The organism is Methylotuvimicrobium sp. (genome assembly GCF_050611805.1).
Classification (GTDB): domain Bacteria; phylum Pseudomonadota; class Gammaproteobacteria; order Methylococcales; family Methylomonadaceae; genus Methylotuvimicrobium.
Genome location: NZ_JBNGHF010000018.1, coordinates 1 through 18,455 on the forward strand (window position 1 = coordinate 1; position 18,455 = coordinate 18,455).

Below are 18,455 nucleotides of genomic sequence, written 5' to 3' on the forward strand. Positions count from 1 at the left end.
CTGGAAGATACTAAATACGCTTCGAATGTAGCTTAATTAATCACGGGCTCTATATGGCGACTATCTATGCTTTTGCCCAACCCCTCAGTCTGAACATGAGGCTTCCCGGCTGAAGAACCTTTGACTCCTGATACCCCATCATTTCTTAACTTCCCACCGGCTTTTTCAACGATCCTCCTCAATTGATCTGTTTTATCCTGAGAAAGACCATTGTTTTGTCTACTGTTATCCGAAAGTTCTTTAACTAATCGCTTAACACGCTTAAGTGAAGACTTCGTTATTTCCTTAAATAAACCGCCAACAGTATTAACCGGCAATGCAAATCCAATTGCAATATCAAAAGCATCCTGCTGGAACTGAAGGATTTGCGCTTGGGAAATTCCGATGCGTTCAAAACCCGACGGATCCACAAATATAATGGGATTCCCACCCACATACGCATACAGATTCAATCCCCCCTCGAATCCGATCGGGTCTTCGCTGATAAACCGGCCGATATCGGCATCATAGTACCGTGCCCGCATGTAGTAAAGGTTGTCTTCTTCGGAGAACACACCAAATTGGCCGACATACTTGAACGGTTGCGGCTTGGTCTCGGTTTGCGCCATGAGCCGGCCATAGGGATCGTAGGCATAGGTGTTGACGGTTTGCCGGTTTTGATCGGTGATCGCGACCGTGTGCCCGGTGCCGTCGAAGAGGTAGGTGTAGAGTTGATTGGTACTGGCATTGACAAAACCGAGCAGGCCTTGGCCGTGGATATAGTAACGTGTGATTTGATTGCTGTCATTGGCTTCGGCGAGCAGGTTGCCGGCGGCATCAACGATGTATTTTGTGGCGATGCCGCTGCGTGTCGCTCTGATGCGGTTACCGACGCCGTCATAGACATACTGCTCGTTGCCGTGTCGAATCAGCCGGTGGGCATGGTCGAAGGTGAAAGACGTGGGTCTTTCGCCATGAGGAAATATGCGGAATAGGCGACCTTCGTGGTCGTAGTTGAAGGTCGCCTGGTCCGTGCCGTTCAGTTGCGTGGCGAGCAGCCGATTCTTTTGGGCATTGTAAGTATAGCCTTGGCTCCGGTTGATCAGTGCTTCCGGTTTTATTGGTTCTTCGACCACGGCTTTGATCCGGTTGCCGTTGTTGTCGAGGGTGTATTGATAATCGGCCAGGGTTTGGCCGTAGGTGCTGTGTTGAATGCCGGTCAACCGGTCGGCTTTGTCCAGGGTGTAATTGGTGACGCTGCCGTTGAACAGATCGGCCTGTTCCATCCGGCCTGCGCCATCGTAGTGGTAGGTCGTGGTCGGGCTTCCGCTCAACCAATCGATTTTGACGGTTTTCAATCGGTTGGCGTCGTCGTAGCCGTAGGTGACGGTGCGGTTGGTGCCCGGATAGGTGAGGGTTTGGAGGTTGCCGGCCGGGTCGTATTGGTAGGCGACAGTAAAGCCGTTCGGGTCGGTGTGGCCGGTCAGCCGGTTCAGTTCGTCGAAGCTGTTGGTCGTCGTCCCGCTCGGGTCGGTCATTGTGACCGGATTGTCGCGACTGTCGTAGTTAAACTCGACCTGGCTGCCATTCTGGTAAGTGATGCTTTTGAGTTGACTGGTCGGCGTGTAAGCCAGACTGGTGACGTTGCCGTTGCGGTCGGTTTGGCTTTGGACCCGTCCCGCATCGTCATAAGTCGTGAAGCGTTTTTTGCCTAGCGGGTCGGTCTGCTCGGTCAATAAGCCACGTTGGTCGTAATAATCAAAAGTCGTCACGGTGCCGTTTTGATCTGCCAGCCGGGTCAGTTGGCCAATGGCGTTGTAATCGGTATCGACGACCGGGTGCGCGCCGGTTTTTTGCGTGTCGAGCCAACCGTAAGCGTCGTAGACATAATCGGTCCGGGTATACCGGGCGTCGGCTTCGAGTTGCAGCAAGCCATTGGCATAGTAGCGGCGCAAGGTTTGGATCCGCCGGCCGGTGCTTGCATCGGTTTCGCCGTTGCGGAAGCGGATCGGACGATGTTTGGCATCGTAGTCGATCTCGGCGCCGTGGCCCAGCGCGTCGATGACGCGGGTCAGCCGGTGTTGTCCGTCGTACTGGAATTCGGTCGGCTCATCCAGCGGATTCCAGCTGACTCGGAGATTGTTGTGACTGTCATAACTGTGCCGGCTGATGCGGCCGAGCGGGTCGGTTTGCTTGATGACCTGGCCTTGGCCGTCGTAGTCGACCGTACTTCTCTCGCCCAGGGCGTTTTCGACGGCGACGGTTCGCCCCGCGAAATCGTAAGTGTAGGTGGTGCGATGGCCGAGCGGGTCTTCTTCGCTGGAGGAGAGGCCGGTGTAGTGGAGTGTGTAGACGGCGGTCGTATGGTTGTCGCGCGGGGCGGTTTGCCAGATGACTTTGCCGCTTGCGTCGTAGACGTTGTCGACGATGGTAACGCCAACCGGGTCGGTGACGGTCAGGATTTGGTGATGGTCGTCGTAGCCGTATTGCCAAAGCTTGTTTTCGGCGTCGCGGTAGCCGGTCAGGTTGTCACCGGTATAATCGTAATGAACGCTTCGGCCTTGATTGTCGCTGACTTGGGTCAGCCAGTCGCCGGTATAAGTCAAAGTTAGCGTGCGGTGATAGGCGTCCTCGACCTGACTGAGTCTGCCGTTGCTGTAGGTAAAGCTCAGGGCGTTGCCGTCGATATCGGTCAGGCTTTGGATGCGGTTGTCGGTGTTGAAGGTCAGTACCGTGCCGAAGCGCCCTTCCAGTTTGAAGGTGCCGTTCGGGTTTTGGATTAATTCGGTGGTCACGCTCGGCGGCGGCGTGTAACTGCCGTCCGGTTGTTGCCGGTAGCTCAACACCCGGTCGCCCAGATTGACCGCGACCGCGTTGTCCAGCAATTGGTCGGTGGCCCATTGCGCGACCAAGGCGGCGGTTATCCAGTTCTCCAAATCGGGTTGCGTGTCGGTCAAAAGATCGCGGGCAACGTAGGCGGCGACGATCAGGGCGGCCGCGTCTTGCGGGGTGCGCAGTCCCAAGGCGGCGTCGTTGTCGCTGAAGCGTTTGAGTTCGATGGCGTAGCTGTGGCTCCAGCCCGGCGCCATGAAGGCACTGTTGGCGTTGACTTGCCGGCTGTTGTAGCTGCGTCCGAAGCGCAAGCCGCGCGGGCCGTTGCCGCCCAGGGCCAAGTCGGTACCGGCGTTGAGATAGGCGCCGCTGCCAAGATCGACAGGATCCACGCCTTTGGGCGTGGCAATGTTAGCCGACGGCGTGTAGGCCGGCCGGGACAAGCTGCTTTGCGTGATGGCGTTGACGTTCCCTTCCAGGCTGGCGAAGCCGCCGTGCAGGCCGCCGCCAATGATCATGCCGATGCTCCGCTGCGTTCCCGAAACCCGGTAGTCGACATAGCCGGCCCCGGTCCAGTCGTTCAACGCCACCTGACCGCTTTGCGGCAGGATCACCCGGGCTTGATTGTTGATTGCCGCTTGGATATCGTTGAGCGTGTTCGTATCGTAGCCGGTCAATTGCCCTTTGATGGCGGCATAGTTTCCGGGCGTTGCCAAGTAGAACTTGCCGCCGGTTTGGTTGTGCAGATGGAATATCTTGATCGTGGACATCGCCGGATTGTTGTCGCCTTGGAGTTGCTCCAGAACGCTGTGTTCCATCGCGCTGGCGATGAAATTGCCGGCCGCGAACGAACCGTCGCTGCCGGAGGCTACAGTCGACGCCGGAGTCGATTGTACCTGAGCCTTGATGTCGACGAAGTATCCCGCTTCCTGGCCGACGATGCCGAAACGGTGATGCCGAATCAGGCGTTTGCCGCCGATCGCGGCGAGCATTTCGGCATCGAGCTGGGTTTGTTTGTACCAGCTTTGACCGATGATATTGAGGGTTTCGGTGATGACTTCGCGCGAGTCCTCGGCCACCCCGTCGAGCAACAGGCGGTCCAAGCGTCGTTGGCGTTCGGCCGATAGGATGCTGTGCCGGTCGCCGCCGAAACCCGAGGCCAGAACATAGGTGCCGGAGCGTTTGACCGGAAATTTGACGTTGTCTTGATCTTGATATTTGCCGTTGTTGGCGGCATAAGGATGATCCACCGACAAGATTAGGGCATTCAAGTCGCCCGTGGGCGTGCCTTCATCGAGCAGCAATTGGTCGTCGAGATAGATTTGAGCGGTCGGCGTGGTTTCGACGATACCGGTCAGCACGATGTTTTGTGTAAAAGGGGTAAATCCAGGCGCCGATTGGATAATCGTTAACGTCGCATTCTTGCGTCCTCGTGTCTGCCCTGCCGCAGAAAAGCGGATTCGTGTTTGTGTGGAGCTACCGGGCGCGACATTTCGGGTGCCTTGTCCTTGAACAAAACTAAAGGCATTACTACCGCTCAAACTGGCCGTGTAGGTCACCGTTACATTATTCGAGTTGGTATAGTTCCAGACTCTTTCAGCTGTCTGGCTGCTACTTACAGTACCGAAATCGGTAGCCTCGGCCGGCGGCGGATCGATCGGCATTGTATCGCCGGTATAGGCGATACTCAGCTTTTTGCCGGCAATTTCGGGAATATCGAGTGTGACATCGATGCCGCCGTGTTGCAGGCGCACGGTATGAAGGTAGACGGCCGGTATTTCGGTCCATTGCGGTTCGGTCGGCGTCGCGCTGAACGGTAATGCCGCCGGCAAGGTTGTACTAGTATCCGCAATGATGGTCATGCCGCCGAGAATTTCGCTGACTTTGGCATTCGGATGGCTTTGTTTGAGTGTCGTCAGCAGCTGTTCTGTTAAGTCGTCGAGCTCGCTCTCTACTTCGTTTTGATTCAGGTTTTCGATGCTGTTCGTCCCCAGCGTGCCGCCGGCCGCATTAAGAAGATTGGTCGGGTTATAGCCCATTGCGGCGGCCAAATCGATGCCGGCAGTTTTTTCGCTCGGTTTGAAGGCGGGATCGAGGGCGTAGGCCGTACCGTTGATCGTGGTGACCACCCAAATGCGGTCCAATACAATGCGGTCGGTGTAGTTGTTGGCGATCGGGATGCCTCCGCTGGCAATAATATTGCCGATGACACCGGCATTAGCTTCGGCACCCAACCAGTGCGCGGTATCCATGCCAATGGCCGAAGCATGCGGAATCGTCATTCTGCCGTATTGGTAATTCGCCGCGATGCCGGCCGCCCGGAGCAATTCGACTAACAGGGCCGCCTGGTCGAAGTCGTTGCCGCTACGATCCAGTAAGGTCAGATAGGGCCCTTTCAGTGCGCCGTAATAGGGTTCGTATTTAAAATGATTGCGTACGAATTGATAGATTCGAACCGGGTCGTTGGCCAAGGCTTCGGCCGTCTGCGTATAGATGTCGGCGACCGTCATGGCGGATGCAACGGTGCCCGATTCGGTAAGGCCTTCGGTTCCGAAAGTCCGCTGCATCGCCCGTGATTCGAACGGTTGAACCGCAGGACTTCGTTCGGCCAGTTCCTCCGTGCGTTGTTCCAGATATAGCGCATGGGCTTCAGGGGATACCGGTTCGGCTTGTTGCTCGATCCAGCCGGGCTCGGCCTGCGCCGCGCTCATCGGCACGATGATCACCAAGAGGACGTTCAAGATCATCCGGACGGCGGCATTTAGCGGGCAGTTGCTTCGGTTCGCCGCTTGGCGGTCGGTTTGTGGGTGTCTGGTCGGCAAGATCGATGCGATATGGATTACGGTATTCAGCGTTTTCATGTGCGTCTTCCTGTCCGTTGGGAGCGGTAGAGTCGAATCAGACGCTGGGCCCAAGCCGGCAGCGGTAATCACCATACCGGCACGAACAGGACTTGATGGGCGGTCTGTTGATCCGATCCGTTGGCTTGTAAAGGATTCGTCTCTAATTGTTATTCCAGAAGATGGGTAAACCGTCGCCATCGATATTGGGACCGGCAAAATCGGCGATGCCGTCACCGTCCGTGTCGGGGCTTCCGCTCACGGTCTGCGTGAGGATGTTGCCGGCGGCATCGTAGCCATAGGCAACTACCGGCCCATCCCCGCGCTCGACCCGCTCGAGTCGGTTCAAGTCGTCATATTGATAAACGATTTCAACAGGCTGCGCTGAAACGGCGGTGTTGTGAATGAGTAGGCCGCTTAGCAACGCCCTACCTAAGCGGCTTATGATAACCTTGCAATCAATTTTCATGGTCATTCATCTCGTGACTTTACTTTTCGCTTGTTTATTGATTCGTTGTTTCGATCGCCCGGCAGACACACGATACGATCCTTATTGTTTACCCAATGAGCAGGTATTGACGAAAAAGGCGGTCGCCAATCAAGAGGCTTCGTTTTGCCTCGCGGTCTTTATCGACACGCCGAACAAATGTAGTCAACCGATCAGCATACTGTTAGCAACAGTATCATACTTTTTTTGACAATTGCAAGATGGAATGTGTTAAGTGCACGGCGAAACCGTTCTAAACTTCTTGACTTTGGTGTTGCAATATAACCTTTCTCGAATTCTCTGTCATGCGCAGGTAATCGAATACCCGTCGTACATTACGCGCCAGCTTTTCGATAGTGGCTGCCACACTGTCTTTACTCATGGACTTAATCAACCCTGCGGCAAATCTGCGCAGACAGGTTATGTTTTCAGGCCCATGGCCTTTGCTTATCCTGCACCGATCTTCATTCCAATTCCAATCCAGTAGGTAATGATGACTCTCGACGCCCCAATGATCTCTATTGAACTTGAGCACTTGTTCGGCGTTGGCGCTCATCGGTGAATGACTGGTCAGGCCGTAAGCCATCTCAAAGGTTTCTTGGCCGCTTTTTTTGTCGATGGTGTGGCGTTATATGGCAAATATTTGCCCGACGAAAGGGAAATCAAGGTAGTTGTTCAGGAGCGTAGACGTCCAAATAGAGCGTGACTCAATACGACCATGCATCAAGGTGTAAGGCTCGCTATAGTCAGGCGCCTGGCGGTTTTCAAAGGCGAGGCGAATATCCTGGGCGAGTGTGAGTTGGTTATCTTTGGCGGTAAATACATAATGGGCCTGCCGGTCTTCGACCAGATAGTGCGCCAGTTTACGCTGTGTTAAAAGGGCGTCGCCAGTGATCGTTTTATCGGCAATATCCGCCAAGGTATCAATAACAGGGATGAACATCCCAATTTCGTGGGTCTGTTTGAGTTCATCGCTCCCCTCTACGGGCAAAGCACCGACTTTTTTTGAGTGTGGCAGCGTCCAGTCTGATGCCCGACGACGCCCAGGATATGCGTTTGACGACAACCGCCAGGGATGGTGGGAATGCGGATTTTGCCGGGAGCAAAAATCCGCCTTCTTCATCGATCGCGTTACGCAGAGTTTTACCGTCGACAGCCATGCCTTCGTCTGCTTCGGCGAATTGTTCGTTCCAGCCTTGCAGTGCAAGATCGAGTTGTGCGGGATTGACGCTAATTAAGGTTTCTCTGAAGGTGGTGCGACTGGGTACCTGATAACGCCCATTGCGTTTGCGACAGCCAAAACGGGCTCGCGCTTTTTGGCCTAAGTCATCCGCCCAGCTGCCAATCGCTTTATAGCCTTCCATGCCACAGAGCACGGCAGCGGTGGCAAGAGCCAGAATACACGGCAGGGAATGACGCTGCCCCTGCTTACGCCGCGGGTCAGGAATATCAAGATAGAATGTCAGGATGATTTATATCGGAAAAATGAAAGTTTGTTCAGGATTAGTTATATTTCATTGATTCGTAATGTAAAATTATAGAGAACTGTTCCGCCGTGTTGTTAAGTGAGTGAGTTTGTGCCTACAATCCGAATAACGAGAAAATGAGCCATGCGTTCAACGGGAGGGGGCGTGATGAAGGTCGATAGAATAGCCATACCCAAAACAATCTGGACGCTCGGGTTCGTAAGTTTGTTCATGGATTTGTCGTCGGAATTAATACACAGCTTGTTGCCGGTTTTCTTAGTGACGACGCTCGGTGCCTCGGCGTTGACTGTCGGTTTGATCGAGGGCATGGCCGAGGCCGCGGCCTTGATGGTCAGAGTTTTTTCCGGAACGATCAGCGATTTTTTCGGCAAGCGCAAATTCCTCATTTTTATCGGCTACGGCATGGCGGCATTGTCGAAGCCTTTGTTTCCGATGGCCGGTAACGTCGAAACGGTGTTTACCGCGCGTTTTCTCGACAGGATCGGCAAGGGCATACGCGGCGCGCCGCGTGATGCCTTGATCGCCGATGTGTCGCCGCCGGAAATTCGCGGCGCGTGCTTCGGTTTGAGGCAATCGATGGATACGGTCGGCGCTTTTTTGGGGCCGTTGTTGGCGGTGTCGTTATTGTTTCTTTATCAAGGCGATATCGAGTTGGTGTTGTGGGTTGCCGTCGTTCCGGCTGTGCTCGCCGTGCTGTTGATCGTCATCGGCATCGAAGAGCCGAAGGCACGGTCAAGTTACAAACCTGCGCGCTCGCCGTTGAGTTTCAAGATATTGAAGGAATTTTCCGGGCGCTATCGCTGGGTTGTCGCATTGGGGGCCTTGTTTACGATGGCTCGGTTCAGCGAGGCTTTTTTGGTGCTGCGCGCCGCGCAAATCGGCTTGGCGGTGACCTGGATACCGTTGGCGATGGTGTTGATGAGTTTGGCTTATGCCTTGTCGGCTTATCCTGCAGGGCTTTGGTCCGACCGGGTCGAGAAAAGAGGCTTGCTGGCCTTGGGGATGGCGTTTCTGGTTCTGGCCGATTTGATTCTGGCAAACGCCGAGACCTTGCCGATGTTGTTTGCGGGATTGGCCTTGTGGGGTTTTCACATGGGTTTCAGTCAAGGCATTTTGGCGGCGATGGTCGCAGACACCACACCGGCTCGCTGGAAAGGCACGGCCTACGGTTTTTTTAATTTTGTCGGCGGTGTCTTCATGTTATTGGCCAGCGTGTTGGCCGGCTGGTTGTGGGACCGTTATGGCGCCGAATTTACCTTCTATTGTGGAGCGCTGTTTGCTTCGTTAACGTTGTTGATGTTGAAGAAGCGCTATTGATTTGAATGGTCAATGCAACATCAGCCGGATTTGTTCGATTTCTTCCTTGGCCATGTCCAAGATTCCGATGCTGGCATCGATCGTTAGCCCTCCCGAAGCCAGTTTTCTAAAAGCGGGGAGTTGATCTATTTTGGGCATTTTTTTGATGTCGATCTTGCCGATGAAACTATGAAGTTGCGAAATCATCACGATGTCGGCGTAATCCGGTGGGCCGTCATTGTCGCGATACCAGTTCTCGGCGTTGATAATGACATCTTCGAAGTCTTGCGGAAAATCCCATTTACGCAGAATTTGCAGGCCGATATCGACGCGTAGTTTTCGTACCGTTTCGACCAGGTCTTTCGGATTGTCGATAATTTCCGGGCGTTTGTCGGCATGCGTCAATATCGGGACGACGCCGATGTCGTGAATGAGGCCGGCCAGCATCGCCTTGTCCGGGTCGAACCCCGGGGTTTTGTGAGCCAATACCGCGCTGATAGCGGCAACATAGCTGCTGTGAGCCCAAAGATCGGTCATTTTTTTGCGAATCACCGGCGTTTTGGCTTGAAAAACCGCTTTCATCGCGAATGAGGTAATGATGTCCTGAGCCGCTTTTAAACCGACGCGGGTTAAGGCTTCCGGACAGCTTTCAATTTTTCTTCGGCCCCGGTAAAGTGGGCTATTCGCAATTCTGATCAAACGGGCGGTAATGGCCGGGTCGATCTGAACGACTCTAGCGATTTTGGCATTGTTGGCCGTCTGGTCGTTGATCGCGCGTCGAATTTTGAAGGCGACATCGGGTATCGTTGGCAGTTGCAGTTTATCCTTCTGCATCGACTTATAACAATCGAGGTACAGTTGATTTTTGGCAAGGCTCGAAGCAATAGCGGTAGTATCCGGTGATGTGCTCATGTTCTGTTTAATATTCGGGCAAGCAAAAAGAGTTTAGTTTAAAATTGCCCGTTGAGTCGAGATTTCCGTGATTAACCATGTCAGACAATTTTTTCGATATATCCGCCACATTAACGACCATTCGCGATTATATTCGTTACGGCGCCAGTCGGTTTCGTGATGCCGGAGTGTTTTTCGGGCACGGCACCGTGTCGGCGATCGATGAAGCCGCTGCCATTGTTTTACATACCTTGCATCAGCCCTACGATTTATCGCCTGTTTATTTAGACAGTACCTTGACGATGCTGGAGCGCGAGGCGATTCTTGCGATGTTCGAGAGGCGGATAAATGAACGTAAGCCATCGGCCTATTTGACCCATGAAGCGATTTTTGCCGGTTTATCGTTTTTTGTCGATGAGCGCGTATTGATACCGCGCTCGCCGATCGCCGAGCTGATTGAGGATCAATTCAACCCTTGGGTCGATCCGGATTCGGTCAACCGAATTTTGGATTTGTGTACCGGCAGCGGCTGCATCGCGATCGCCTGCGCCTATGCTTTTCCGGACGTTCAGATCGATGCGGTCGACTTATCCGAAGATGCGCTGGCCGTGGCCGCGATCAATGTCGAAAAACATGACAGAGTTGAACAAATCACGCTGTTTCAATCCGATTTGTTTTCGCAATTACCGCACGAACGTTACGACATCATTGTCAGTAACCCTCCCTACGTGGCCGTCGAAGAATGGCAAAATCTGCCTCCCGAATATCATGCCGAACCGGCGATGGGCTTCAAGGGCGGCGAGTCGGGTCTCGATATCGTGCTGCAAATTTTGGCGAGTGCCAATGATTATTTGTCGAAACAAGGCGTATTGATCGTCGAAGTCGGCAGCAGCGCCGAAACGCTGCAAAACCGGTTTCCCGAAATCCCTTTTTATTGGTTGGACTTTCAGCGAGGAGGCGACGGCGTGTTTTTGTTGAGCGCCGAACAAGTCGATCAATTTCATTCTTTATTCATCGAAGCATTAAATTAATATGTCCGGAAATACGATAGGAAAGTTGTTCACCGTGACTTCGTTCGGCGAAAGTCACGGACCCGCATTAGGTTGTATCGTCGATGGTTGCCCTCCCGGCATGGCGTTGTCGGAAGACGATATTCAAATCGATCTCGACCGACGCAAGCCTGGTACCTCGAGACACACCACGCAGCGCCGCGAAGCTGATCAGGTCAGGATTCTATCCGGGGTTTTCGAAGGCAAGACCACCGGCACGCCGATCGGTTTGTTGATCGAAAATACCGATCAGCGCTCGAAAGATTATTCGAAAATCGCCGAAAGTTTCAGGCCCGGCCATGCCGATTACAGCTATCAGCATAAATACGGCTTTCGCGATTATCGCGGGGGTGGGCGTTCATCGGCTCGCGAGACGTCGATGCGCGTGGCCGCCGGGGCAATCGCGAAAAAATATTTAAAGGAATCGGCCGGTATTGAAATTCGCGGGTTTCTGTCGCAATTAGGCCCCATCAAGATCGAAAAATTCGATTGGCCCGTGGTCGAAACGAATCCTTTTTTCTGTCCCGATAGCGATAAAATCGCGGAGATGGAGCAATACATGGATGCCTTGCGCAAGGAAGGCGAATCGATCGGCGCCAGAATCGAAGTGATCGCGTCGAATGTACCGCCTGGTTTAGGCGAGCCGATTTTCGACCGGCTCGATGCCGAACTGGCCTATGCCCTGATGAGCATCAATGCGGTAAAGGGGGTCGAAATCGGCGACGGTTTTGCCTGTATCGATACCAAGGGTACCGCATTTCGCGATGAAATCACGCCGGAAGGTTTCTTGAGCAATCATGCCGGAGGGGTTTTGGGCGGCATCAGTACCGGGCAAAACATTCGGGCCAGTATCGCGCTGAAGCCGACTTCGAGCTTGAGATTGCCCGGCAGAAGCATCAATGTCAGAGGCGAACCGATTGAAGTGGTCACCCAGGGCCGTCACGACCCCTGCGTCGGCATTCGCGCGACGCCGATCGCCGAAGCGATGACCGCACTCGTGCTAATGGACCATCTCTTACGGCACCGCGCTCAAAATTTCGAGGTCGATTCCGGCTTGCCGATTCTTAGATAAGCCGCGGTATGTCCGTTCCTTATTGGCGACTGTCGGGATTCTACTTTTGTTATTTTGCTACCCTAGGAGGTTTTTTACCCTACTGGAGCTTGTATCTGGAAAGCGTCGATTTCAATGCAATTGAAATCGGCGAGCTTTCGGCATTATTGGTCGGTACGAAAATCATAGCGCCGAATATTTGGGGCTGGATTGCCGATCGAAGTGGACGAAGTTTACGGATTATCCGCATTGCGTGTTTTTTTGCGGTTATTTTATTCAGCGGTTTTTTGTTCGTTGAAGGTTATTTAGCATTTGCCTTATTGACGGTAGCATTTAGTTTTTTCTGGAATGCCGCGCTGCCGCAATTCGAAGCGGCAACTTTGTTTCATTTAAAGCAAGAACCGCAACGCTACAGTCAAATTCGGCTATGGGGGTCGATCGGTTTTATCGTTACCGTTAGCGGTATCGGTCGCTTGCTCGACTGGCAAGGTTTGGCATTCATGCCGGAAATTATTACCGGGCTTTTGGGCTCGATTTGGCTTATGGCGTTATTGACGCCCGAAGCTTATGCATCCCAGCAGGGCATTGACGGTATCGCCATCGGTGGAATTTTAAAAAAGCCTGAAGTGTGGGCGTTTTTTTTCGTCTACATGCTTTTGCAAGTCGCGCACGGTCCCTATTATGTGTTTTATTCTATTTTTTTGAATCAACACGATTATTCAGGAACGACGACCGGGATGTTGTGGTCATTGGGGGTTTTTGCCGAAATCTTGCTGTTTGTATTGATGCGTAGGGTATTGGTAAAGTACTCGCTAAGACATATTTTATTGGTCAGTATCTTATTGAGTATCCTTCGTTGGCTGTTGATTGGTTGGTGTGCGGATAATCTTGCTTTACTGGTTTTTGCTCAAGTGCTTCATGCCGCGACTTTCGGCGCCACGCATGTGACGGCGATTCATCTAGTCGATTATTATTTCGGCCATCGACACCAAGGCAAGGGGCAGGCGCTTTATAGCAGCGTTAGTTTCGGCCTGGGTGGAGTGCTAGGCAGTCTGTACAGCGGTTATTTTTGGGATTCGCAAGGTGCCCGGTTCGTTTATAGCATTGCAGCGGTTTGTTGTTGTATGGCGTTGTTGATCGCATTTGTTTGGGTGGGCCGTGATAACGCTAAGCAAGCGGGATTTGTTTAAATTATAGAGCCCTTAGTTAATTAGAATATGGCATTACCTTTCTAGCCTGAGCTGAAGTGCAATTTATGTAGCTTTATTAACTACCGGCTCTATAGCTACAAATATCATCCTGATTACGTATAAGTTTCAGCCTATTTGAAGTCCGAAGTAGGTTTTGTGTCGCTATCGCGACGCTTATATGGAGTCGGTTCGCGGACCGACAACCGCGATACTTTTCTTTGCTTGTCCAAAGAAAAGTATCCAAAAGAAAAGACACCCGGAGGCCGCTGCATCCTGCGCGCTGACGATTTTGCCGAGGGTTTTCGGAAGGGCTATCCCTAGCCCTCCGAAAACGAGCGGCATCCCTGCCGCTCCCCTAGCGGGCTATTCTCGGCAAAATCGCCAGTGCTCGGCGCGGCCTAACGGGACCTAGGCGGGCGCCCTGAGTTAAGTCAAATTGGCTGAACGTTCTAAGTAATCAGGAATATCATTGCTCCGGGAAGTTATTTGTCATGAAATCCTTGGTCAATTCTCATGGGTTATCGAAAGCGTCATTCCGGCTGATTTGGCTGAAGCGGTATATTTTGTCTTAAGTTTTATAAACATAGGTAAAAATAGTGTTCGATTTGATTAAAAGCGGCGGCTGGTTAATGCTGCCGATTATTTTATGCTCCATCGGTGCGATGGCGATCATTGGCGAGCGGTTTTGGACGCTACGCAAAAATAAAATTTTGCCGCCCGATCTCGTCCCTCAGATTTGGAAATTATCCCGCGAAGGTAAACTCGATGCTTCAGCGTTGCGCAGCCTTAAAATGAGTTCGCCGTTAGGCGCGGTTTTGGCCGCAGGGCTTGCCAATAGCCGCCACGGTCGGGACATCATGCGCACCAGCATCGAAGAGGTGGGACGGCAAATCGTTCATGAATTGGAAAAATTTCTGAATACTTTGGGTACGATTGCCTCGATCACGCCGTTGTTGGGTCTTTTAGGAACCGTGGTTGGCATGATCAAAGTATTCACGGCTATCATGATGCATGGCGTCGGCGATCCCACGATATTGGCCGGGGGTATTTCCGAGGCATTGATTACGACCGCGGCCGGCTTGAGCGTTGCGATACCGAGCCTGATTTTTCACCGTTATTTCGAGCGATTGATCGATGAATATGTTTTGAATATGGAGGAGGAAGCGCTACGTTTGATCGATGTGTTGCACGGAGAGCGTGAGGAAGCCTGATGGATTTTCATCGTAAAAAAAGAGAAAAGCTCGAAATCAGCATTACGCCGATGATCGATGTGGTCTTTTTATTGTTGATTTTCTTCATGGTGACGACGACCTTCAATCGGGAAACCGTATTGAACATAGATTTACCTGAAGCCGAAGGCAGCGAACCTGAAAGAAAACTGAGACAGATCGAGTTGAGCATCGATTCGGACGGCGTCTATTATTTGACCGGCGAAGACGGTTTGCCTCGTCAATTGGTTAATCAAGAAAAAGAAACGCTCAAACAAGAGCTACTCAAATTGGCAGGTTCGTCGCGATCTATCCCTTTCGTCATCAATGCGGACGGGGAAACACCGCATAAATCCGTCGTAATGGCTTTGGATATTGCCGGGCAAATCGGTTTTAAACATATTACCTTTGCGGCAATAAAACCCAATGGAGGATAAATGAACGACTCAGGGAAGTTATTATACTTCGAGCAGCCACATTTTCGGTTTTCTAACGCGCTCCTTTGTCCGGTAGCTACGTTGCGAAAACAGTTACATAGCTTGCTATGCGCCTGTTTTCGCGCCTTGCTACCGAACAAAATAGCATTGCCATAAAAGCCGAAAACATGACCGCGCGAAGTATATCGCTCGATACCGTTTGGTATCAAGGCCGATTTCCCGCTAAGTTTTTATTACCGCTTAGTTGGGTTTTCCGAGGAGTCGTCGAGCTCAGGCGGTTTTTTTATCGTGCAGGATGGATAAAAAACAGGCGTCTGCCGGTTCCGGTCATCATCGTCGGAAATATCAGCGTCGGTGGTACCGGGAAAACGCCGTTAATTATCGCGTTGACCAAGCTTTTGAAAGAGAACGGTTATAAACCTGGCGTCATTAGCCGCGGTTACGGGGGGGAAGTCCGGGGCGCACCGGTCAAAGTCGATCCTTCCGGCAATGCCGCGATTGTTGGCGATGAGCCCTTGTTATTGTCCAAGCACTCCGATTGCCCTGTCGCGGTCGGCGCCAATCGTTTTGAAGCAGGACGTTTATTGTTGGAGCAAGACGGCTGCGATGTCATTTTATCGGACGACGGTTTGCAGCATTACAAATTGGCCCGCGATATCGAAATTGCTGTCGTCGACAGCGAAAGACAGTTCGGTAATGGTTTTTGTCTGCCGGCCGGCCCGTTGAGAGAACCGGTCGAGCGCTTGTCGGAAGTCGACTTTATCATCGAGAATGGAACAAAAACCGAAGACGAACGTTTTTCGATGACACTTAACGGCGATATGGCTGTCAATCTGACGACCGGTTCTGCCAAGCCGTTGCAAGACTTTATCGGTTTGAGTTGTCATGCGCTGGCCGGAATCGGCAATCCCGACCGGTTTTTCAACAAGTTGAATGCCGCCGGACTGCATTGCATCAATCATAAATTCCCGGATCATTATTCGTATCGCGCCGACGATATTGAATTCGGAGAGTGTCCGGTATTGATGACCGAAAAAGACGCGGTCAAATGCTTCGATTTTGCTAACGATACGCATTGGTATGTGCCGGTGACGGCCCAACTGGAGCCGGCTTTTAAGAATCGATTTTTAACCTTATTGAGAGAAAAATATGATGGATACAAAATTACTTGAAATTCTGGTCAGTCCGGTCAGTAAAGGGCCATTGATTTACGACAAAGAAAAGCAGGAATTGATTTCTATTGCCGATCGCTTGGCGTTCCCGATACGCGATGGCATACCGGTCATGCTCGAAGACGAAGCCCGAGAATTGAGTCAAGAAGAAGCCGAAGCCCTGCGCAAATGAGTATTCCGTTCAAAGTCGTGATTCCGGCCCGCTATGGGTCGACTCGGCTGCCGGGCAAGCCGTTGCTGACCATCGCCGGAAAACCGATGATCGCGCATGTCTGCGAACGAGCAAGGGAAGCCGATGCCGAAGAAATCGTCGTGGCAACCGACGATGCGCGGATTTTGGATAAAGTGTTGGAGCTCGGTATTCAAGCGGTGATGACTCGCGACGATCATCAAAGCGGGACCGAGCGTATTGCGGAAGTAGCGGAGTTATGCGGATGGAGCGATGATACGATTATCGTCAATCTGCAAGGTGACGAACCGTTGATTCCGCCGGATTATATCCGGGATGCCGCGGAAGCATTAGCGGGTCAGCATCGTGCAGGTATCGCAACTCTGGCGGCACGCATTACCGATCCGGAAGAAGTCTTCAATCCCAACTCCGTCAAAACGGTGCTGAACAAAGACGGTTATGCACTTTATTTCAGTCGTGCGCCGATTCCGTGGGACCGAGATCATTTCAGTCGGCAGGGCAGGGACTTTTCCGGAAAAATCGATTATTTGCGTCATATCGGCATGTATGCGTACCGCGTCGATTTCTTGCGGCGTTATTGCGGCTGGGAAGCTTCACCGCTTGAGGCGGTCGAGTCATTGGAGCAGCTTCGAATACTCTGGCACGGCGAGTCGATTCTCGTTAACACCGTCGCCAAAACTCCAGAAGCCGGTGTTGATACCGAGGACGATTTAAAACGCGTGGAAAAGGTTTTAGGGGGAAAGATGAAAGGTGAAAGAGGATTGGGTACCCCAGGTTAAACCCTAAGGACTTTGGATAATATTGGCGGGTACGGCTTTGGTACGCGCAACATACCCTTCAGTTCCGGCGATAACCCGGTAAAAAAGTATTGATAAATTCTTTAATAAGTTCAATTTTCATTTTGATGCCTCCTGCTAAGTCGTTGATTTTTAGCTCTAGGAAGCAAATAAAAGTAGGTTGACTGTCTGTTTTTCACCTCAAAAAAATAATAAACAATTGAATTATAATGATTAATATTTTATTTCGACAGCCTACATCTTTCCTCTTTCTTCTTTCATCTTTCCTCTGATGTATAATTGACAGAGCCTTTGATTAACAGTAATTTAGACGGTTTTTTAAACTTACTGACTAATAAATCTTTCTTCAGAGCCGCAAATGGAACAATTTCATCGAATCAGTCGCTTGCCTCCCTATGTTTTCAATATTGTCAACGAGCTAAAAGCGAAAGCCCGAGCGGCCGGGGAAGATATCATCGACTTCGGGATGGGTAATCCCGATCAGCCGACACCCGATCATATTGTCAAAAAGCTGGTCGAGGCAGCTCAACGAGAGGACACTCACCGTTATTCCGTTTCCAAGGGTATCCCTCGTTTACGAAGGGCAATATGCAATTGGTATAAACATCGCTTCGACGTAGATTTAGATCCGGATACTGAGGCGATCGTTACGATCGGTTCTAAGGAGGGGCTTGCGCATTTGGCTTTAGCTACGTTGGGGCCGGGCGATGTCGTGCTGGTTCCGAATCCGGCCTATCCCATCCATCCGTATGGTGTCGTCATCGCCGGTGCCGACATTCGTCATGTGGCGTTAGTTGCTGGTGTGGATTTTTTCGAAGAACTGCATAAAGCCATCGTCGATTCATGGCCGAAGCCGAAAATGTTGATTCTCAATTTTCCGGGTAACCCGACCACCCAATGCGTCGATCTGGAATTTTTCGAAAAAATCGTCGAAATGGCCAAAGAGCATAATATCTGGGTTGTTCAAGATGTCGCTTATGCCGATATCGTGTTCGACGGTTACAAAGCTCCGTCGATTCTTCAGGTCAAGGGTGCGACCGATATTGCGGTCGAATTTTTTTCGCTATCGAAAAGTTACAACATGCCCGGTTGGCGGGTCGGTTTCATGTGCGGCAATAAAGAACTCGTTGCGGCATTGGCGAGGATCAAATCTTATCTTGATTACGGTACGTTTACACCGATTCAGATTGCCGCGATTAGCGCTTTGGAAGGCCCTCAGGATTGTGTGGCCGAAATTGCCGAGATGTACCGGAAAAGACGCGACGTATTATGCGAAGGCTTGACGGCCGCCGGTTGGCCGGTGCCTAAGCCGAAAGCGACGATGTTCGTTTGGGCGCCGATTCCTGAACCTTATAAAGCAATGGGCTCGCTCGAGTTTTCGAAAAAATTGCTCGCCGATGCGAAAGTAGCCGTGTCTCCGGGGATCGGTTTCGGACAGTACGGAGACGATCACGTTCGTTTCGGTTTGATCGAAAACGAACACAGAACCCGACAAGCGATTCGCGGCATTCGACATATGCTCAAGAAAGACAAAGTTGTATAATGCTCG

General features: G+C 51.9%; 16 protein-coding genes. 10 read left to right on the top strand and 6 right to left on the bottom strand.

The window, feature by feature from the left end; translation table 11 throughout:
• Positions 1-32 precede the first annotated feature (32 nt).
• The 5 genes from ACRJJO_RS10670 to ACRJJO_RS10690 all read right to left on the bottom strand — a co-directional run bounded on the left by ACRJJO_RS10670 (position 33) and on the right by ACRJJO_RS10690 (position 7,610).
• The gene (locus tag ACRJJO_RS10670) at positions 33-5,672 is read right to left on the bottom strand and encodes an RHS repeat-associated core domain-containing protein (RefSeq protein WP_431065742.1); all 5,640 of its coding nucleotides are present in this window, start codon (positions 5,670-5,672) and stop codon (positions 33-35) included.
• A gap of 142 nt (positions 5,673-5,814) precedes the next feature.
• Complete coding sequence (locus ACRJJO_RS10675) at positions 5,815-6,120, bottom strand: RHS repeat domain-containing protein (protein ID WP_431065743.1); 306 nt, start codon at positions 6,118-6,120, stop codon at positions 5,815-5,817.
• 271 nt (positions 6,121-6,391) lie between these two features.
• On the bottom strand, positions 6,392-6,724 hold the full coding sequence (locus ACRJJO_RS10680; RefSeq protein WP_431065744.1) for a hypothetical protein: 333 nt from the start codon (positions 6,722-6,724) through the stop codon (positions 6,392-6,394).
• A gap of 42 nt (positions 6,725-6,766) precedes the next feature.
• Positions 6,767-7,081 (bottom strand): hypothetical protein, encoded by a 315-nt coding sequence (locus tag ACRJJO_RS10685; protein ID WP_431065745.1) that lies wholly within the window; start codon positions 7,079-7,081, stop codon positions 6,767-6,769.
• Between the two features lie 25 nt (positions 7,082-7,106).
• Positions 7,107-7,610 carry a transposase family protein gene (locus ACRJJO_RS10690; RefSeq protein ID WP_431065806.1) on the bottom strand — a complete coding sequence of 168 codons (504 nt, stop codon included), beginning with the start codon at positions 7,608-7,610 and terminating at the stop codon, positions 7,107-7,109.
• Positions 7,611-7,772: 162 nt separating this feature from the next.
• Between ACRJJO_RS10690 and ACRJJO_RS10695 the strand changes: the two genes are divergently transcribed.
• Positions 7,773-8,942, top strand: coding sequence for an MFS transporter (locus tag ACRJJO_RS10695; RefSeq protein WP_431065746.1), 1,170 nt, complete (start codon positions 7,773-7,775; stop codon positions 8,940-8,942).
• 9 nt (positions 8,943-8,951) lie between these two features.
• On the opposite strand, the gene ACRJJO_RS10700 is transcribed toward ACRJJO_RS10695, so the two are convergent.
• Entirely contained in the window at positions 8,952-9,833 is an 882-nt protein-coding gene (locus tag ACRJJO_RS10700; RefSeq protein WP_341325204.1) for an HDOD domain-containing protein, read from the bottom strand.
• A 77-nt stretch (positions 9,834-9,910) separates the two neighbouring features.
• Here ACRJJO_RS10700 and prmB point away from each other — a divergent pair, with 77 nt between their 5' ends.
• The 9 genes from prmB (at position 9,911) to alaC (ending at position 18,449) form a co-directional block, all read left to right on the top strand.
• The gene (gene prmB, locus ACRJJO_RS10705; RefSeq protein WP_125219342.1) at positions 9,911-10,843 is read left to right on the top strand and encodes a 50S ribosomal protein L3 N(5)-glutamine methyltransferase; all 933 of its coding nucleotides are present in this window, start codon (positions 9,911-9,913) and stop codon (positions 10,841-10,843) included.
• 1 nt (position 10,844) lies between these two features.
• Positions 10,845-11,933 carry a chorismate synthase gene (gene aroC, locus ACRJJO_RS10710; RefSeq protein ID WP_431065747.1) on the top strand — a complete coding sequence of 363 codons (1,089 nt, stop codon included), beginning with the start codon at positions 10,845-10,847 and terminating at the stop codon, positions 11,931-11,933.
• Between the two features lie 8 nt (positions 11,934-11,941).
• Positions 11,942-13,102: an MFS transporter gene (locus ACRJJO_RS10715; protein WP_431065748.1), complete on the top strand. Its 1,161-nt coding sequence runs from the start codon at positions 11,942-11,944 to the stop codon at positions 13,100-13,102.
• 596 nt (positions 13,103-13,698) lie between these two features.
• The gene (locus ACRJJO_RS10720) at positions 13,699-14,313 is read left to right on the top strand and encodes a MotA/TolQ/ExbB proton channel family protein (protein WP_125219345.1); all 615 of its coding nucleotides are present in this window, start codon (positions 13,699-13,701) and stop codon (positions 14,311-14,313) included.
• Positions 14,313-14,747: an ExbD/TolR family protein gene (locus tag ACRJJO_RS10725; protein WP_125219346.1), complete on the top strand. Its 435-nt coding sequence runs from the start codon at positions 14,313-14,315 to the stop codon at positions 14,745-14,747. Before ACRJJO_RS10720 ends, ACRJJO_RS10725 begins: the two co-directional genes overlap by 1 nt.
• Positions 14,748-14,914: 167 nt before the next feature.
• Positions 14,915-15,919: a tetraacyldisaccharide 4'-kinase gene (gene lpxK / locus ACRJJO_RS10730; protein ID WP_431065807.1), complete on the top strand. Its 1,005-nt coding sequence runs from the start codon at positions 14,915-14,917 to the stop codon at positions 15,917-15,919.
• Complete coding sequence (locus ACRJJO_RS10735) at positions 15,900-16,091, top strand: Trm112 family protein (RefSeq protein ID WP_017839310.1); 192 nt, start codon at positions 15,900-15,902, stop codon at positions 16,089-16,091. Before lpxK ends, ACRJJO_RS10735 begins: the two co-directional genes overlap by 20 nt.
• Positions 16,088-16,888 carry a 3-deoxy-manno-octulosonate cytidylyltransferase gene (kdsB, locus tag ACRJJO_RS10740; protein ID WP_431065749.1) on the top strand — a complete coding sequence of 267 codons (801 nt, stop codon included), beginning with the start codon at positions 16,088-16,090 and terminating at the stop codon, positions 16,886-16,888. Before ACRJJO_RS10735 ends, kdsB begins: the two co-directional genes overlap by 4 nt.
• Before the next feature lie 376 nt (positions 16,889-17,264).
• Complete coding sequence (alaC, locus tag ACRJJO_RS10745; protein WP_125219349.1) at positions 17,265-18,449, top strand: alanine transaminase; 1,185 nt, start codon at positions 17,265-17,267, stop codon at positions 18,447-18,449.
• The last annotated feature ends 6 nt before the right edge of the window (positions 18,450-18,455 follow it).

Bases quoted from the DNA above. Each gene is read 5' to 3' on its own strand.
- ACRJJO_RS10670 (WP_431065742.1), bottom strand. From the start codon at position 5,672: ATGAAAACGCTGAATACCGTAATCCATATCGCATCGATCTTGCCGACC.
- ACRJJO_RS10675 (WP_431065743.1), bottom strand. From the start codon at position 6,120: ATGAAAATTGATTGCAAGGTTATCATAAGCCGCTTAGGTAGGGCGTTG.
- ACRJJO_RS10680 (WP_431065744.1), bottom strand. From the start codon at position 6,724: ATGGCTTACGGCCTGACCAGTCATTCACCGATGAGCGCCAACGCCGAA.
- ACRJJO_RS10685 (WP_431065745.1), bottom strand. From the start codon at position 7,081: ATGTTCATCCCTGTTATTGATACCTTGGCGGATATTGCCGATAAAACG.
- ACRJJO_RS10695 (WP_431065746.1), top strand. From the start codon at position 7,773: ATGAAGGTCGATAGAATAGCCATACCCAAAACAATCTGGACGCTCGGG.
- ACRJJO_RS10700 (WP_341325204.1), bottom strand. From the start codon at position 9,833: ATGAGCACATCACCGGATACTACCGCTATTGCTTCGAGCCTTGCCAAA.
- prmB (WP_125219342.1), top strand. From the start codon at position 9,911: ATGTCAGACAATTTTTTCGATATATCCGCCACATTAACGACCATTCGC.
- aroC (WP_431065747.1), top strand. From the start codon at position 10,845: ATGTCCGGAAATACGATAGGAAAGTTGTTCACCGTGACTTCGTTCGGC.
- ACRJJO_RS10715 (WP_431065748.1), top strand. From the start codon at position 11,942: ATGTCCGTTCCTTATTGGCGACTGTCGGGATTCTACTTTTGTTATTTT.
- ACRJJO_RS10725 (WP_125219346.1), top strand. From the start codon at position 14,313: ATGGATTTTCATCGTAAAAAAAGAGAAAAGCTCGAAATCAGCATTACG.
- lpxK (WP_431065807.1), top strand. From the start codon at position 14,915: ATGACCGCGCGAAGTATATCGCTCGATACCGTTTGGTATCAAGGCCGA.
- ACRJJO_RS10735 (WP_017839310.1), top strand. From the start codon at position 15,900: ATGGATACAAAATTACTTGAAATTCTGGTCAGTCCGGTCAGTAAAGGG.
- kdsB (WP_431065749.1), top strand. From the start codon at position 16,088: ATGAGTATTCCGTTCAAAGTCGTGATTCCGGCCCGCTATGGGTCGACT.
- alaC (WP_125219349.1), top strand. From the start codon at position 17,265: ATGGAACAATTTCATCGAATCAGTCGCTTGCCTCCCTATGTTTTCAAT.